Annotated in this window: 13 protein-coding genes; 8 read left to right on the top strand and 5 right to left on the bottom strand. The window is 60.1% G+C overall.

The genetic code is table 11. The features are described 5' to 3' along the window. Positions 1–38 precede the first annotated feature (38 nt). Together ACTG2W_RS18040 and ACTG2W_RS18035 are read right to left on the bottom strand one after the other, a co-directional pair. Complete coding sequence (locus ACTG2W_RS18040; protein WP_440016445.1) at positions 39–599, bottom strand: NUDIX domain-containing protein; 561 nt, start codon at positions 597–599, stop codon at positions 39–41. Positions 600–606: 7 nt separating this feature from the next. Next, positions 607–1,407, bottom strand: coding sequence for a DUF2989 domain-containing protein (locus ACTG2W_RS18035; protein ID WP_106842846.1), 801 nt, complete (start codon positions 1,405–1,407; stop codon positions 607–609). A 211-nt stretch (positions 1,408–1,618) separates the two neighbouring features. Here ACTG2W_RS18035 and ACTG2W_RS18030 point away from each other — a divergent pair, with 211 nt between their 5' ends. Together ACTG2W_RS18030 and ACTG2W_RS18025 are read left to right on the top strand one after the other, a co-directional pair. Continuing rightward, positions 1,619–3,052: a glyceraldehyde-3-phosphate dehydrogenase gene (locus ACTG2W_RS18030; RefSeq protein ID WP_021229728.1), complete on the top strand. Its 1,434-nt coding sequence runs from the start codon at positions 1,619–1,621 to the stop codon at positions 3,050–3,052. 72 nt (positions 3,053–3,124) lie between these two features. Beyond that, positions 3,125–3,418 (top strand): YeaC family protein, encoded by a 294-nt coding sequence (locus ACTG2W_RS18025; RefSeq protein ID WP_106842847.1) that lies wholly within the window; start codon positions 3,125–3,127, stop codon positions 3,416–3,418. Positions 3,419–3,653: 235 nt separating this feature from the next. On the opposite strand, the gene ansA is transcribed toward ACTG2W_RS18025, so the two are convergent. Continuing rightward, positions 3,654–4,661, bottom strand: a complete 1,008-nt coding sequence (ansA, locus tag ACTG2W_RS18020; protein WP_106842848.1) for an asparaginase — start codon at positions 4,659–4,661, stop codon at positions 3,654–3,656. Between the two features lie 446 nt (positions 4,662–5,107). Between ansA and gltS the strand changes: the two genes are divergently transcribed. Further along, entirely contained in the window at positions 5,108–6,307 is a 1,200-nt protein-coding gene (gene gltS, locus ACTG2W_RS18015; protein WP_005348115.1) for a sodium/glutamate symporter, read from the top strand. A 240-nt stretch (positions 6,308–6,547) separates the two neighbouring features. Here gltS and ACTG2W_RS18010 read toward each other — a convergent pair whose 3' ends face one another. Then, the gene (locus ACTG2W_RS18010; RefSeq protein WP_106842849.1) at positions 6,548–8,419 is read right to left on the bottom strand and encodes a methyl-accepting chemotaxis protein; all 1,872 of its coding nucleotides are present in this window, start codon (positions 8,417–8,419) and stop codon (positions 6,548–6,550) included. Positions 8,420–8,675: 256 nt separating this feature from the next. On the opposite strand from ACTG2W_RS18010, the gene prfB reads away from it, so the two are divergent. From prfB to ACTG2W_RS17985, 5 genes are all read left to right on the top strand, one after another. After that, positions 8,676–9,774 (top strand): peptide chain release factor 2 gene (gene prfB / locus ACTG2W_RS18005; RefSeq protein ID WP_106842850.1). Its coding sequence is split into 2 segments (ribosomal slippage): positions 8,676–8,750 and positions 8,752–9,774, totalling 1,098 coding nucleotides; the frame shifts between segments, so codons are not numbered across the junction. A 16-nt stretch (positions 9,775–9,790) separates the two neighbouring features. Next, a complete protein-coding gene (gene lysS / locus ACTG2W_RS18000) occupies positions 9,791–11,326 on the top strand; it encodes a lysine--tRNA ligase (protein WP_005335201.1) in 1,536 nt (511 codons plus the stop codon). 197 nt (positions 11,327–11,523) lie between these two features. Continuing rightward, positions 11,524–13,314: an assimilatory sulfite reductase (NADPH) flavoprotein subunit gene (locus ACTG2W_RS17995; protein WP_440016444.1), complete on the top strand. Its 1,791-nt coding sequence runs from the start codon at positions 11,524–11,526 to the stop codon at positions 13,312–13,314. Beyond that, on the top strand, positions 13,314–15,038 hold the full coding sequence (gene cysI / locus ACTG2W_RS17990) for an assimilatory sulfite reductase (NADPH) hemoprotein subunit (RefSeq protein WP_159164184.1): 1,725 nt from the start codon (positions 13,314–13,316) through the stop codon (positions 15,036–15,038). Before ACTG2W_RS17995 ends, cysI begins: the two co-directional genes overlap by 1 nt. Continuing rightward, positions 15,028–15,810, top strand: coding sequence for a phosphoadenylyl-sulfate reductase (locus ACTG2W_RS17985; protein ID WP_440016443.1), 783 nt, complete (start codon positions 15,028–15,030; stop codon positions 15,808–15,810). Before cysI ends, ACTG2W_RS17985 begins: the two co-directional genes overlap by 11 nt. A 79-nt stretch (positions 15,811–15,889) precedes the next feature. Here the strand turns inward: ACTG2W_RS17985 and folA are convergent, their stop codons facing one another. After that, positions 15,890–16,381 (bottom strand): type 3 dihydrofolate reductase, encoded by a 492-nt coding sequence (folA, locus tag ACTG2W_RS17980; RefSeq protein ID WP_047438078.1) that lies wholly within the window; start codon positions 16,379–16,381, stop codon positions 15,890–15,892. Positions 16,382–16,383 lie beyond the last annotated feature (2 nt).

The raw sequence follows: 16,383 nt of genomic DNA, 5'->3' as shown, positions 1-16,383 counted from the left end.
TTGTTGGTATCACTGACCGTTGCGGCTTGATCTACTCATCAGCCGTGGTCGAAGATCCCCTGCTGATGCCAGCGTTGCAGTTGGGCCAGCACCCGGGTCTCTCGCGCCGTCCACTGGGGACAGGGCCCCGCCAGCTGGGTTTTGTTGGTCTGCAGCGCTTCGTCGAGGGCAAACCAGCCGGGTACGAAGCCAAGGCGGATCTCGTAGGGCTGTGGCTGCGGGGCCACCAGCTGATCGCCAATCCGGCACAAGTAGTAGAGCGAGCGGATGCAGTAGGCATCGAACCCCGGCTCGCGGGCGGCGCGATATTCACGGGTCTCTCCAAGCAGGCCCCCCACTTCCCGCAGCTCGGCACCGCACTCCTCCAGCAGCTCGCGAGCGAGCGCCACATGGTGGCTCTCCCCCGCTTCAATGCCGCCCCCGGGGAACATCAGATCGCCGTTGACCCGGGAGTGAACCAGCAGCAGCTCGTCGCCACGGGGCACCACGGCGCGCACCGTGAGGCGCTCCAGGGTGCGGCCATCGGTACGTACCTCGCCATGAACGAAAGAGAGATCGAACGGAGTGTGCCAGCAGTTGGCCGGGGAGAGCATCGTCATCACTGCCTCAGGGCCGGTAGTTGCCATGCTTGAGCTGCTCGACAATTTCGGCAGCCCGCACATCGTAACCATCCTGCTCTGTCTTGCTCAGGGTGTGGTAGATGCCAAAACGCTTGGCGGAGACCTCGGGGCTATCCTGAAACGACTCGCTCACCTTGCCCCACAGATAGGCCAGCCCATACTGTTTCTGGCCCATATAGAGGGTGCTGAGGGAGGTGAATATGCGGCTGTTCACCTTGTCCCCCTCCTGATAGAGGGAGAGCCCGTGCTGCAGAGTGGCAATGGCCTTTTCGGGGTCGCTCTTGGCGTAGATACCACCGAGCGCTAGTTGCAGCTCGGGTTCATCCAGCGCCTTGGTGCCTTCCAGCGCCATAAACTGCTGACGAGCCAGCTCGTTGGTGTTGTTGGTCCAGTGCCAGAGCAGCAGGTAGGGATCTTGTGAATTGCGGGTCGCCGCATCGAGCTGGGCCAGCTGTTCGCCAGCCGCCAGCATGCCCTCGACCCGTGGACTCTTCTGCTCGCGGGCATTCTTATACTCGATGTTGGTAGAGCGCTCGGCACACTTAAGATAGCGCTCAAGGTTGCGCATCAGCTCGTACTTGCGCCGATCCGTTCCCTCCTCCTTGAGATAGAAGCGACTGCGGATCACATCGGTACGCTCGTAGCGACACCAGCCATCGTCCACCAGATCCTGACAGAGCTCGGCATGGTTGCTGCAGATATTGTGGATCCGATCGTCATTGCAGCCAGCCACGGCAAGGCCGACTGAAAACATGATGAAGGTCTGTCGCAGGGGGAAATTGGCCATGGTTCACATCTTGTTGGTAACGCGGGTTGGTAACAACTGGCGCCTTTACGGGCCACCTCCGGCTAGCAAACCGGTTACATATCCATTACAATGCGCGCACCATATAAGGCCGCGATTGCAGAATAATATAACGAAATATACACCCCTACACTGATCTGCATTCGACGAATTTTCTATTTACACCAACAACGTGAAATAAAGGATCTGGTCAATGACCCACGAGCACTACTTGCAAGCGTGGCAGGAGAGCCAGGAGCTCGCCGAAGCCATGCAGCCCTTGATTGGTCGCCTCTACCGACAACAAGGGGTCGAGATCACCCTCTACGGCCGCCCGCTGCAAAACGCCTCCACCATCGATATCCTCAAGGCCCACCGGGTCGTCCGCCGCCACCAGGGCGCTCCCCTCCCCATCCAGCAAAGCTTCCCCCTGCTTCAGGCCATCGTTGCCCTCAAACCCACCGCCGCCGAGGTTGACCTTGGCAAGCTGGCAGTCGGCTACTGGCAGGATCATCAGGATGAAGCGGGGATCGAGGACTATCTGCAAGCGCGACTGGCACCGGCCCTTGGCCGCAGCCAGATGCCGCAGCCGACCGACGTGGTGCTCTACGGCTTTGGCCGTATCGGTCGCCTGCTGGCCCGCCTGCTGATCGAGCGTACCGGCGCCGCCAATCCGCTGCGCCTGCGCGCCATCGTGGTACGCGGTGGTCGCGACGGGGATCTGGAGAAACGTGCCAGCCTGCTGCGACGCGACTCAGTGCACGGCCCCTTCAATGGTTCCATCGAGGTGGATGTTGAGCGCAGCGCCATCATCGCCAACGGCACCTTCATTCAGGTGATCTACGCCAATAGCCCGGCCGACATCGACTACACCGCCTACGGCATTCACGATGCGCTGATCGTCGACAACACCGGCGTCTGGCGTGACGAGGCAGGCCTCTCCGAGCACTTGAAGGCGCGCGGTGCCGGCAAGGTGCTGCTGACTGCCCCCGGCAAAGGGGAGATGAAAAACGTGGTGTTCGGGGTCAACCATGAGGTGATAGGCCCGGATGACAGGATCATCTCCGCCGCCTCCTGTACCACCAACGCCATCACCCCGGTGCTCAAGGTAATGCAGGAGCGGTTCGGCATCCGCCACGGCCACGTGGAGACGGTCCACTCCTACACCAACGATCAGAACCTCATCGACAACTATCACAAAGGCGAGCGCCGCGGTCGCAGCGCCGCCCTCAATATGGTGATGACCAGCACCGGCGCCGCCAAGGCGGTGGCCAAGGCGCTGCCCGAACTCAAGGGCAAGCTGACCGGCAACGCCATCCGGGTGCCGACCCCCAATGTCTCGCTGGCAATTATCAACCTGTCGCTGGAACAGGCCACCGATCGGGAGAGCCTCAACGCCTATCTGCAGCAGATGGCGTTAAGCTCGGCCCTGCACCGCCAGATCGACTTCAGCGCCAGCACCGAGCTGGTCTCCTCCGACATGGTAGGTTCCCGTTATGCGGGCATCGTCGACTCCCAGGCGACCATCGCCGAAGGGGATCATTGTGTGCTCTACGTATGGTATGACAACGAGTTCGGGTACAGTTGTCAGGTAGTGCGGGTGATGGAACAGATGGCTGGCGTAGTCCGCCAGGATCTGCCTGCATAGACCGATAGAGTCTACCTGCATGACCCGTCAGATCCCGCAGTTTATGGCTCAATAGTTCAAGGAGAAGGCCGGATGTCGTTTCAACAGGGTGAGTTTTTACAAGCTATCAGGCTGATGCCCGCAGAGGTGTACGAGCGGCTCAAGACCGCAGTCGAGCTGGGCAAGTGGCCCGATGGCAAGCCCCTGACCGACGAGCAGAAGGCCACCTCCCTGCAAGCCGTGATGGCCTGGCAGGCGATGCATCTCGACAACCCGGAGCATATGAACATAGGTCGTGACGGCGAGATCGTGATGAAGAGCAAGAGCGAGCTCAAGCGTCAGTATCGCGACGAGGAAGAGATAGTGCGGGTCGACCTTAACCATTGAACCTGACCCGGCAGGCCGCCCGCGGCGGCCACAGCAAAGAGGGGAGCCATCGTGGCTCCCCTCTTTTTCCACTCTCCCCCTGGTAGGGAGGTCAGAAGCTGTTCACGACCTGTAGCGAGAAGACGTCAGCAAGGTGAAGAGCAGCGCAGGAACCGGAGCGTATAGATATACGTGAGGATTCCGAGCAGCACATGAGCCTTGATCACGGCTTCGCAGTAAGGTCGCGGACAGTTTCTCAGGGAGTCAGCTCCCCGCGCAGGGATTGTTGCATCAACTCGCGAATGCGGTGGAATGGCAAGTCTTGGCTCAACAGGAAGTGCAGCTTGGTGAGGGCAGCCTCGGCGGTCATGTCAAAGCCCGAGATCACCCCGGCCCGCGACAGGGCGTTGCCGGTAGCATAACCCCCCATATTGACCTTGCCGTGCAGGCACTGGCTCAGGTTGACGATGATGACGCCGCGGGCTGAGGCCTCGGAGAGCAGCGCCAGCATGGCCGGGTTCTGCGGCGCATTGCCGACCCCGAACGAGAGCAGGATCAGCGCCTTCACAGGCTGTTGCAGGATGTTGGCGATCACCTCGCTGGAGATCCCCGGATAGAGGGTCACCACGCCGATGGGCTGGGGGGTGATGTCGTGCAGCACCAGCGGCCGCTCGGAGGGCACGCCCAGCTCGCCCGCCTCCAGCGAAATGGCGATCCCGGCATTGAGCAGCGGCGGATAGTTGGGCGAATCGAAGGCGTGGAAGCCATCGGCGTGCACCTTCTTGCTGCGGTTGCCGCGATAGAGCTGGTTGTTGAAGAACAGCGTCACCTCGTGGATCGGGTAGTTGGCCGCGATATAGAGGGCGTTGAGCAGGTTCTGCTGACCGTCGGAGCGCAACTCGGCCAGCGGGATCTGGGAACCGGTGATGATGACCGGCTTGTGCAGATCTTCCAGCATGAAAGAGAGCGCCGAGGCGGTGAACGACATGGTGTCGGTGCCATGCAGGATCACGAAGCCATCGTATTTCTCGTAGTTGTCGCGAATGTCCTCGGCGATACGCTGCCAATCCGCCGGGGTCATGTCGGAGGAGTCGATGAGGGGCGCATATTCGTGGATATGATAATCCGGCATCTCGGGGCGGTGGAACTCGGGCATCCGCGCCAGACAGTCTTCCATAAAGCCCGCCATCGGCACGTAGCCGTGATCGGAACGCTGCATCCCAATGGTGCCGCCTGTGTAGGCAATGTAGATAGACTTCTTCACACCCTCTCCTCTTGATGAAGTGAACACCGCCAAAACATGAACCATGTCGGGGTGAACCACAATGTCAACGCCCGCCAGAGCCTCTGCATGCAGCGGAAACCGGCGAATTATAGAGACTGGCGCCCCAAATGACAGCCGTTCCATGCACCCTTTTCGGCTTTTCTGCCCTCTACCCACATAGTGTTAAATGTCACAATAAACCACTAAAACGAGCATTAATACGACAAAGATGGAATTAAACGATGCTTTTTGCTACAATCCGCCGGATTTTACTAAAATCTCATCTGGATGCCTGAGCATTTCAGGCCCGCACAAGCCCCATCTTTCCTGGGGCGGGGAGATGTTTCCCCTTCTTTGCTGGCACATAAGCCACACTGTTTTCATCCCGGCTGAATCTGTAAGTCTTTTGCTATGAAAGACACAGCCAATCAACATGGGAGTACTGAATGTTACAACTTGATTCCTACGCAACGCTGGTCGCTGCCACTCTGGTATTGCTGCTTGGCCGGGTGTTGGTTACCCGAGTCGGGCTGCTGCGTACCTTCAACATCCCCAAACCGGTAGCCGGCGGCCTGGTGGTCGCGCTGGTACTGCTGCTGCTGCGCTCCACCCTGCAGATGGAGCTGCAATTTGATACCAGCCTGCAAACCCCGCTGATGTTGGCCTTCTTCGCCTCCATCGGTCTCTCCGCCGATCTCGCCAGCCTGAAACGCGGCGGCAAGGCGGTGGTTACCTTCCTGATGGTGGTCACCGGCCTGCTGCTGGTGCAGAACAGTCTGGGTGTCGGTCTGGCGACCCTGCTCGGTCTGGATCCCCACATGGGGCTGCTGGCCGGCTCCATCACTCTCTCCGGCGGCCACGGCACCGGGGCGGCCTGGAGTGCCACCTTCTCCGAGAAATACGGGGTGCAATCCGCCGCCGAACTCGCCATCGCCTGTGCCACCTTCGGTCTGGTGCTGGGCGGCCTGATCGGCGGCCCGGTGGCTCGCTATCTGGTGAAGAAAGTGCAGGTGCCCGGTGAGGAGCACAATCAGGATGAGGCCCCCCAGGGCTTCGAAATGCCCGACATGGAGCGCCCCCTCACCACTTTCAGCGTCATCGAAACGCTGGCACTGATCGCCATCAGCCTCAAGGGCGGCGAGCTGCTCTCCGCCTCGCTCAAAGGGGGCGCCTTCGAGCTGCCGATCTTCGTCTGCGTGCTGTTTGTCGGCGTACTGCTGCGCAACGTCCTGACCCTGCTGAACTGGCATGAAGTGAGCGATCGAGAAGTCTCCCTGCTGGGCAACGTCAGCCTGTCGCTGTTCCTCGCCATGGCACTGATGAGCCTGAAACTGTGGGATCTGGCCAGCCTGGCGCTGCCTATCTTCATCCTGCTGGCCGCCCAGACAGTGGCGATGGCACTCTACGCCATCTTCGTCACCTTCCGGGTCATGGGCAAAAATTACGATGCGGCCGTGCTGGCGGCAGGTCACTGCGGCTTTGGCCTGGGGGCCACCCCGACAGCCATCGCCAACATGCAGGCCATTACCCAGCGCTTCGGTCCCTCCCACCTGGCGTTTCTGGTGGTGCCCATGGTGGGCGCCTTCTTTATCGACATCATCAACGCCATGGTGATCAAGCTGTTTATGGCGATGCCATTCCTGTAATTCCCTTTCCGTCAGACGTATATGATCAGAGCCCACCTTTCGGTGGGCTCTTTGCTTGCTCTCTACTCGCCAGCAGACGCAGGCAGAGCCGGGGCTCGCATCCGCCACCAAGGTGGCCCGCGAGCAACTCAGAAAACCCGGAATCCCCACATCCCGCACTCCCCCGAACAACAAAAAGCCCCGCACTCGACAGAGGGCGGGGCTTGTTTATCTCAGCCGGAACAGGCCGGGACGTGCACCTTACAGGATAAAGGTCGACACCTGCTGGTTAAGGTCAGCAGCACGCCCTTTGAGGCTGTGGGCCTGATCCAGATCGCGCATGGCAGATGCGGTGATCTCGTCACTCACATCCTTGATGGCGGTGGTGTTCTGGGTGATCTCACCGGTCACCTGAGTCTGCTCCTCGGCGGCGGTGGCGATCTGGCCCGCCATGTCGGAGATGAGGGAGATGGCGCTGGTGATCTCTTCCAGAGCGCGCACCGCCTGATCCGCATCCTGCACGCTGTTGTCCGCCAGCCCCTGACTGGTCTGCATCAGGCTCACCGCGCGGGCAGTGGTCTGTTGCAGGGTCTCGATGGTGGACTGGATCTGCTGGGTGGAGTCCTGGGTACGGCGCGACAGCACCCGCACCTCATCAGCGACCACCGCAAAACCACGCCCCTGCTCACCGGCACGGGCCGCTTCAATGGCCGCGTTCAACGCCAGCAGGTTGGTCTGCTCGGCAATCCCCTGGATGGTGGAGAGAATGCTGGTGATGGCCTGCGCGTGACGGCTCAGCTCTCCGATCACCTCGGTAGCCTGCCCCACCTCTTCGGCCAGACCATTGATGGACTGGCGGGTCTTGTTGACCAGCATCTTGCCCTGCTCACTGCTCTGGGCAGATTGCTGGGCAGCGGCGGCGGTGTTCTCGGCGTTGCCGGCGATCTCCATGGTGGCGCTAGCCATCTCGGTGACCGCCGTGGCGACCATGGTCACCTCCTGCTGCTGACGCTGCAGCTCGTCCACCGCGGCCTGGTTGGTCACCAGACTGCGCTCGGCATCGGCGTTCAACTCGTTGGCCAGCTGACGGATATTGCCGATCAGCTGATGCTGGCTGCCGACGAAACGGTTGAAGCTGTTGGCCAGTTGGCCTACTTCGTCGTTGGCGTCGATCTTGATGCGCTGGGTCAGATCGCCATTACCATCGGCAATGCGGGCCAGTGCTTGGGAGACCTTGGTGAGCGGGCCAAGCAGCATGCTGACCAGCCAGGAGATAGCGAGGATGCTACCCACCAGCACCAGCAGCGCCATCCCCAGCTGGGTCATCAGCAGGGAGGAGAGCGGCGCTTCCAGCGCGGCCTTGTCCAGCACCAGTACCAGTTCCCAGTCTGTGTCGGGGATATCAACCGCCCACAGCAGCTTGTCGCGACCTTCGTTGTCGAAATAGGCCGGCACCAGATCCTTGCTCGACTTGCTCTGCTCGATCAGCGCGTTGGTCAGATCGTTGTCGATCTCGCTGGCCGGTTTCATCGCCTTGGCAGCATCCTTGTAGGCGATGATGGTGCCATCCTTGTGCATCATGATGGCGAAACCGTCGGCAGGCAGCTGCATCTTGGTCACGTCTTCCACTAGCGAGGCGATGGAGAGGTCACCACCGACTACCCCGCCAGAAACCGGCTGGGCCAGAGTCACCACCATGATGTTGTAAGCCACGTCGAGATAGGGTTTGGTGACAATCAGGCCACCTTTGCTCATCGCCTCCTGATACCAGCCACGAGAGCGCGGGTCGTAGCCATCGCGGTTGATGGAAGGATCTGAGTCATTCATCTTGCCGCTGCTCTCACCGAAATAGGTGAGCTGGAAACGGCCGGAAACTTGTGCCTGTTGCAAGGCATTGAGGGGGTCGGCACCGGCCTTGTTGCCGAGCGCCTGGATCACGTCGCGACGGGCGGCGAGCCAGTCGCTGACACGCTCGGCCTGCTGGGTACCCAGCCGTTGCAACTGCTCCTGGCTGCCTTGCAGCAACAGGGACTTCTGGCTGCTATAGCTCTGCCAGGAGAGCAACAAAATCACCAACGAAAGGGCGATCACCACTGACAACAGTATCTTCTGCTTGAGTGACAGGTTTTTCATCATGTGTTCTTCTTATTGAGGTGAGGAGCGGGTTTTTCCCTAAATTGCACAACACTACACGTAGTCATTAGCGACCCGAATGGCCAAAACTGAACCTGAAAATGGGTCGGCGGGCGATATTTTCTACCGAGGTGGAGAAAAGTGCACCAGAAATTGACGGCATGAGCCGCACAAGCCAAGGCAACCCTGTTTATTCCTTCCACAATTGGCTAGAATATCCCGTTTTTAAATCACATCGACCCTGAGAGTTTTCACGATGTTCGAAGTTAATCCCGTATTAAATAAACTTAAGGAGCTGTCTGAGCGGACCGAGCTTCTTAGGGGGTACCTTTGACTATGACGCCAAGAAAGAGCGTCTAGAAGAGGTCAACGCCGAGCTGGAACAGCCGAACGTATGGAATGAACCCGAGCGCGCACAGGCGCTGGGCAAAGAGCGCGTTGCGCTGGAAAACGTGGTCGGCACCATCGACACCCTGACCCAGGGCGTGGATGACGTCGAGATGCTGGTGAGCCTGGCCGTGGAAGGGGAAGACGAAGAGACCTTCAACGAAGCCATCGCCGAATCCGAACAACTGGAAGCCAAGCTGGTGGATCTCGAGTTCCGCCGCATGTTCTCCGGTCAGCACGACGGCTCCGACTGCTATATCGATATTCAATCCGGCTCCGGTGGTACCGAAGCACAGGATTGGGCCAACATGGTACTGCGCATGTACCTGCGCTGGGGCGATGCCCACGGCTACAAGCCCGAGCTGATTGAATGCTCCGAAGGCGACGTGGCTGGTATCAAATCCGCCACCATCAAGTTCACCGGCGAATATGCGTTCGGCTGGCTGCGTACCGAAACCGGCGTACACCGTCTGGTTCGCAAGTCTCCGTTCGATTCCGGTGGCCGCCGTCACACCTCCTTCTGTTCTGTGTTCGTCTACCCCGAGATCGACGACGATATCGATATCGAGATCAACCCGGCGGATCTGCGGATCGACGTCTACCGTGCCTCCGGTGCCGGTGGTCAGCACGTTAACCGAACCGAATCCGCGGTGCGTATTACCCACGTTCCGACCGGTGTCGTGGTACAGTGCCAGAACGACCGTTCCCAGCACAAAAACAAAGACCAGTGTATGAAGCAGCTGAAAGCCAAGCTCTACGAGCTGGAAATTCAGAAGCAGAACGCTGAGAAACAAGCCCTGGAAGAGACCAAGTCTGATATCGGTTGGGGCAGCCAGATCCGTTCCTATGTGCTGGATGACTCCCGTATCAAGGATCTGCGCACCGGCGTCGAAACCCGTAATACCCAATCGGTGCTCGACGGTGACTTGGACAAGTTTATCGAAGCCAGCCTGAAATCAGGTCTGTAAACAAGCAGGAATCACCATGTCTGAACAAACCATCACTCCGGAAGTCGACCAAACTCTCGAACTCAACAACGAGATGACCGAGCGTCGTTCCAAGCTGGCCGCCCTGCGCGCCCAGGGTAATCCTTTCCCCAACGACTTCCGTCGCGACAGCCTCTCTGGCGATCTGCACGCAGAGTTCGACGACAAAAGCGCCGAGGAGCTGACGAGCCTGGGTAAACGGGTGAAGATTGCCGGTCGCATCATGACCCGCCGGATCATGGGCAAGGCTTCTTTCGCCACCCTGCAGGACATGGCCGGCAAGATCCAGGTCTACGTCACCCGTGACGACCTGCCGGAAGGTTTCTACAACGAGCAGTTCAAGAAGTGGGATCTGGGCGACATCGTGGGTGTCGAAGGTACCCTGTTCAAGACCCAGACCGGTGAGCTCTCCGTTCACGTTTCCGATATCCGCCTGCTGACCAAGGCGCTGCGTCCGCTGCCCGAGAAGCACAAAGGCCTGACCGACCAGGAAGCTCGCTGCCGCCAGCGCTACCTGGATCTGATCGCCAACGAAGAGTCCCGCAAGACCTTCATGATCCGCACCCAGGTGGTTGCCGGTATCCGCAAGTTCTTCAACGAAAAGCGCTTCATGGAAGTGGAAACCCCGATGATGCAAGTCATCCCGGGTGGTGCCTCCGCGCGTCCGTTCGTCACTCACCACAATGCGCTGGACATCGACATGTACCTGCGTATCGCTCCGGAGCTCTACCTGAAGCGTCTGGTGGTTGGTGGTTTCGAGCGTGTCTACGAGATCAACCGCAACTTCCGTAACGAAGGTATCTCGGTTCGTCACAACCCCGAGTTCACCATGATCGAGTTCTACATGGCCTACGCCGACTACATCGATCTGATGGACCTGACCGAAGAGCTGCTGCGCACCCTGGCGCAGGACATCCTGGGCGACACCAAGATCCGTTACGCCAAAGAGGGCGAAGAGGGCCTGACCATCGATTTCGGTCAGCCGTTCCAGCGCCTCACCATGGTCGAGTCCATTCTGAAGTTCAATCCGGATGTGACCCTGGATGATCTGGCTACCCTCGAGAGCGCCAAGGCCGTTGCCAAGCGTCTGCACATCGAGCTGATGAAGGGTTGGGAGCTGGGCCACGTGATCACCGCGATCTTCGAAGAGACCGTGGAGCACATGCTGCTGCAACCGACCTTTATCACCGAGTACCCGGCCGCCGTTTCTCCGCTGGCTCGCCGCAACGACGTGAACCCGGACGTAACCGACCGCTTCGAATTCTTCATCGGTGGCCGCGAGCTGGCCAACGGCTTCTCCGAGCTGAACGATGCTGAAGATCAGGCCAAGCGCTTCCAGGATCAGGTTGATCAGAAAGAAGCTGGCGACGACGAAGCCATGTTCTACGACGCCGACTTCGTCACCGCGCTGGAACACGGCCTGCCGCCGACTGCCGGTCAGGGTATCGGTATCGACCGTCTGGTCATGCTGTTCACCAACAGCCACACCATCCGCGACGTAATCCTGTTCCCGGCCCTGCGTCCGCAGAAATAAGGTTCATGCCCGCCGGGATCCATCCCGAGCGCGATAGCTTGAAAACGCCCCGCAACAGCGGGGCGTTTTTCTATCTTCTTTACCGCCAAATCACTTTATAAATTCAATAATGGAATAAAGAAGATATTTTTATTCTTTGTTGTTATCCAACACGCCCTTTAATCTGGCCAAAAATCAGACCATGGAAGACGCGTGTGATGCAATTGAAGGATTCCCCATTCAACCTATCCCCCCTCTCTGACGAGCAGCAACGTCAGCTGGGCCAGGTACTCTCGACCCTTAATACCCAGCAACTGGCTTGGGTGAGCGGATATCTCTACGGCCTCTCCCAGACCGGTCAGCAGAGCGTTGCAGCCAGCGCCGCCGTGGCTGCGCCCAGCGGCAGCCTGACCATTCTCTACGGCTCCCAGACTGGCAACGCCAAAGGGGTCGCCACTGCCATCAAGGCGCAGGCCGAGGCCCGCGGTCTACCGGTCACCCTAGCGTCGATGGCCGACTATAAACCCAAGCAGCTCAAGAAAGAGAGCCATCTGCTGGTGGTAGTGAGCACTTACGGGGAGGGTGAACCGCCGGAGAGCGCCGTCGATCTGTTCGAGCAGCTTAAAAAAGGCAAGATTGGCAAGCTGGACGGCCTCAAGTTCGCGGTGCTGGGGCTGGGTGACAGCTCCTACGAATTTTTCTGCCAGACCGGCAAAGATTTCGACGACTTCCTCGCCAAAGCAGGGGCTGAGCGCATTTATGAGCTCGCCAGCCTCGATGTGGGTTATCAGGATGCGGCCAAGAGTTGGGGCGAGCAGGCACTCAACGCCATTGCCACGACCCTCTCTACCGGTGTGGCCAGCAGCAGCGTAGCCAACGCGGTGCAGCAGGCGGTTGGCCACAGCCAATACAGCAAGGAGAACCCCTTCCCTGCCCACCTGTCGGTCAATCAGAAGATCACCGGCCGGGATTCCACCAAGGATATCCGCCATATCGAGATCAATCTGGCCGACTCCGGCATCACCTATCAACCGGGTGATGCCCTCGGTGTCTGGTTCGACAATGACGCCGAACTGGTGGGCGAAGTGCTGGCCCTGACCGGCCTCTCTGGCGATGAAGCCACGGCCCACGGCTCCTTGCGCGCAGCCCTGACCAGTCACTTCGAACTGACCCGGCTGCACGGCAGCTTTATCACAGGGCTCGCTGACATATCGGATAATGCGGCGCTGAAAGATCTGGCTGGCGACAAGGCCCAGGTCAATGCACTGGTCGCCTCTGCCCAGGTGGTGGATGTGCTGAAACGCTTCCCGACCGCCCTCACTGCCGAGCAGCTGGTTGGCCTGCTGCGCCCCCTCACCCCGCGCCTCTACTCCATCGCCTCCGCCCAGAGCGAGGTGGAAGAGGAGGTGCACCTGACCGTCGGCGTGGTGCGCTATCCACAGGAAGATGGCACAGTGCGCAGCGGCGCCGCCTCCTCCTATCTGGCGGATCGGCTGATTGAGGATGGCGAGGTGCGGGTATTCGTGGAGCACAACGACAACTTCCGCCTGCCTGCCAACCCAGATACCCCCGTCATCATGGTGGGTCCGGGCACCGGCATCGCCCCGTTCCGTGCCTTTATGCAGGAGCGGGAAGCCCAAGGTGCCGAGGGCAAGAACTGGCTCTTCTTCGGCAACCCCCACTTTACCCAGGATTTCCTCTATCAGGTGGAGTGGCAGCGTTATGTGAAATCGGGGCTGCTGTCGAAGATCTCCCTGGCCTTCAGCCGGGATCAGGCCAACAAGATCTATGTGCAGGACCGTCTGCGTGAGGCAGGGCTTGAGCTCTATCAGTGGCTGGAAGCAGGCGCTCACTTCTATGTGTGTGGCGACGCCAACAAGATGGCCAAGGATGTGCAGGAGGCCCTGCTGGATGTAATTGCCGAACACGGCCACAAGAGCCGTGAGGAAGCAGAAGAGTATTTGAGCGAATTGCGTCGTGCCAAACGTTATCAAAGGGATGTCTATTGATGAGCAAACAACCTCTTTCTCACCCAAAAGCGGGACCGGTCGAAGGGCCGCTGGCCGACAACGAGCGCCTCAAGCGCGAGAGCAACTTCCTGCGCGGCACCATAGAGCAAGATCTGCAGGACCCGCTCACCGGCGGCTTTAACGGCGACAACTTCCAGCTGATCCGCTTTCACGGCATGTATCAGCAGGATGACCGCGACATCCGCCCGGAGCGCGCCGCCCAGAAGCTGGAGCCACTGCACAACGTCATGCTGCGTGCCCGCCTGCCGGGTGGGATCATCACCCCGGCCCAGTGGCAGATCATCGACAAGTTCGCCGAAGAACACAGCCTCTACGGCAGCATCCGCCTGACCACCCGACAGACCTTCCAGTTCCACGGGGTATTGAAGCGCGACATCAAGCTGATGCACCAGACCCTCAACAGCACAGGTATCGACTCCATCGCCACCGCGGGCGATGTAAACCGCAACGTGCTCTGCACCAGCAACCCGGTGGAGTCCGAGCTGCATCAGGAGGCCTACGAGTGGGCCAAGAAGATCTCCGAGCATCTGCTGCCCAAGACCCGCGCCTACGTGGAAATCTGGCTGGACGGTGAAAAACTGGGGCAGGACGAGGAGCCGATCCTGGGGTCCAACTACCTGCCGCGCAAATTCAAGACCACTGTGGTGATCCCGCCCCACAACGACGTTGACATCCACGCCAACGATCTCAACTTCGTAGCCATTGCCGAAAGTGGCAAGCTGGTGGGCTTCAACGTGTTGGTGGGCGGGGGTCTGGCCATGACCCACGGCGACACCAGCACCTATCCGCGCAAGGCGAGCGATTTTGGCTTTATTCCTCTCTCTCACGTGCTGGAGGTGGCGGCCGCCGTGGTCAGCACCCAGCGCGACTGGGGCAACCGGGTCAACCGCAAGAACGCCAAGACCAAGTACACCCTTGAACGGGTGGGGGTCGAGGCCTTCAAGGCCGAGGTGGAAAACCGCGCCGGCATCCAGTTCGAGCCGGTTCGTCCCTATGAGTTCACCAGCCGGGGCGATCGCTTCGGTTGGGTCGAGGGGATCGACGGCAAGCATCACCTCACCCTGTTTATCGAGAATGGCCGCCTGCTTGACTTCCCGGGCAAGCCGCTCAAGACCGGCATGCTGGAGATCGCCAAGGTGCATCAGGGGGATTTTCGCCTGACCGCCAACCAAAACCTGATCATCGCCGGGGTGCCTGCCAGCGAGAAAGCCCGCATCGAAGGGCTGGCACGCCAATACGGCCTGCTGGATGACGGCGTGAGCGAGCAGCGCAAGCAGTCCATGGCCTGCGTGGCCCTGCCCACCTGCCCGCTGGCGATGGCCGAGGCTGAGCGCATGCTGCCCGCCTTTGTCACCGACATCGAAGGGCTGCTGGCCAAACATGGGCTAGCGGATGACGCCATCATCTTCCGGGTCACCGGTTGCCCCAACGGCTGCGGCCGCGCCATGCTGGCGGAAGTGGGTCTGGTGGGCAAGGCGCCGGGCCGCTACAACCTGCATCTGGGGGGCAATCTGGAGGGGACCCGCATTCCGCGCCTCTATCAGGAGAACATCACCGAGCCGCAGATTTTGGCCGAACTCGACGCGTTGATCGGCCGCTGGGCCACCGAGCGAAATCAGGGTGAGTGCTTCGGCGACTTCGTGATCCGGGTTGGGGTGATTGCGCCCGTTATCGATTCTGCGAGGGACTTCTATGCCGCTTAATGTCACTGAAGATGGCCGCCTTGACCTGCAGGCACTGCTGGCCCTCGGCCGTGAAGAGCAAGTCGAGGCGCTGGCGCCCCTCAACCGGGAGCTGGATACCATGAGCGCCCCAGAACGGGTGCGCTGGGCCCTGGCCAATCTGCCGGGGGAGCATGTGCTCTCATCCAGTTTCGGCATTCAGGCAGCGCTGATGCTCCATCTGGTAAGCCGCGAGCGAGCCGACGTGCCCGTGGTGCTGACCGATACCGGTTATCTGTTCCCGGAGACCTACCGCTTTATCGACGAGCTGACCGAACGTCTCGCGCTCAACCTGAAGATCTATCGAGCCGAGCTCAGCCCGGCCTGGCAGGAGGCGCGCTTTGGCCTCCTGTGGGAGCAGGGGGTAGAGGGGATCACCCGCTACAACCAGCTCAACAAGGTGGAGCCGATGGACCGCGCCCTGCGTGAGCTGGAGGCCCAGACCTGGTTCTCCGGCCTTCGCCGGGAGCAGTCCGGCAGCCGTGGCAAGCTGCCGGTGCTGGGCATCCAGCGCGGCCGCTTCAAGTTCCTGCCGGTGATCGACTGGAGCAACAAGGATGTCTTCTACTACTTCAAGGAGTTCGACCTCCCCTACCACCCGCTGTGGGAGCAGGGTTATCTCTCGGTGGGCGATGTCCACACCACCGCCAAGTGGGAGCCGGGCATGAGCGAGGAGCAGACCCGCTTCTTCGGCCTCAAGCGCGAGTGCGGTTTGCACGAGGAAAGTGGCGAGAACGACGGCTCAGGCATCTAATCCCATCTTGAAAACCCAACAAAACAACAAGGGCATCCGAAGATGCCCTTGTTGTTATTTGCCCATTGGCATTCGTCCGTCAGCGGCGCTGCCAGGTCTCGAAGCTATAGGGGTGCGGGTTCTTCTCATCGGCAGGGTGGCTCTCGCAATCAACGCGTTGCCACTGACCATCGTCAAAAGCAGGGAAGCGGGTATCCCCCTCCACCGCCAGATCGATGCGGGTCAGGTAGAGACAATCCGCGCTCGGCAACATCTCGGCATAGAGATGACCACCACCGATCACCATCAACTCCTCCACCGAGCTGCCTGCCAACAGCGCCAGCGCCGCCTCGACGGAGCCCACCACCTCAATGCCCTCAGCCTGATAGTCGGGATTGCGGCTGATCACCAGATTGCGCCGTCCGGGCAGCGGTCGACCGATGGATTCGAAGGTTTTGCGCCCCATCAATACCGGTTTACCGAGGGTGACACGCTTGAAGTGAGCCAGATCGGCAGGCAGATGCCAGGGCATCTGGTTGTCCTTGCCGATCACCCTGTCGTGGGCCATGGCGGCAATCATGGAAATCTTCATGG

Source organism: Aeromonas sp. 96A, from assembly GCF_051919165.1.
Taxonomy (GTDB): Bacteria; Pseudomonadota; Gammaproteobacteria; order Enterobacterales; family Aeromonadaceae; genus Aeromonas; species Aeromonas veronii.
The sequence above is the reverse complement of the archived record's forward strand: the minus strand, read 5'-3'. Positions and strand labels throughout refer to the sequence as shown.

Bases quoted from the DNA above. Each gene is read 5' to 3' on its own strand.
- ACTG2W_RS18025 (WP_106842847.1), top strand. From the start codon at position 3,125: ATGTCGTTTCAACAGGGTGAGTTTTTACAAGCTATCAGGCTGATGCCC.
- gltS (WP_005348115.1), top strand. From the start codon at position 5,108: ATGTTACAACTTGATTCCTACGCAACGCTGGTCGCTGCCACTCTGGTA.
- ACTG2W_RS18010 (WP_106842849.1), bottom strand. From the start codon at position 8,419: ATGAAAAACCTGTCACTCAAGCAGAAGATACTGTTGTCAGTGGTGATC.
- ACTG2W_RS17985 (WP_440016443.1), top strand. From the start codon at position 15,028: ATGCCGCTTAATGTCACTGAAGATGGCCGCCTTGACCTGCAGGCACTG.
- ACTG2W_RS18030 (WP_021229728.1), top strand. From the start codon at position 1,619: ATGACCCACGAGCACTACTTGCAAGCGTGGCAGGAGAGCCAGGAGCTC.
- ACTG2W_RS18040 (WP_440016445.1), bottom strand. From the start codon at position 599: ATGACGATGCTCTCCCCGGCCAACTGCTGGCACACTCCGTTCGATCTC.
- lysS (WP_005335201.1), top strand. From the start codon at position 9,791: ATGTCTGAACAAACCATCACTCCGGAAGTCGACCAAACTCTCGAACTC.
- cysI (WP_159164184.1), top strand. From the start codon at position 13,314: ATGAGCAAACAACCTCTTTCTCACCCAAAAGCGGGACCGGTCGAAGGG.
- ACTG2W_RS17995 (WP_440016444.1), top strand. From the start codon at position 11,524: ATGCAATTGAAGGATTCCCCATTCAACCTATCCCCCCTCTCTGACGAG.
- folA (WP_047438078.1), bottom strand. From the start codon at position 16,381: ATGAAGATTTCCATGATTGCCGCCATGGCCCACGACAGGGTGATCGGC.
- ACTG2W_RS18035 (WP_106842846.1), bottom strand. From the start codon at position 1,407: ATGGCCAATTTCCCCCTGCGACAGACCTTCATCATGTTTTCAGTCGGC.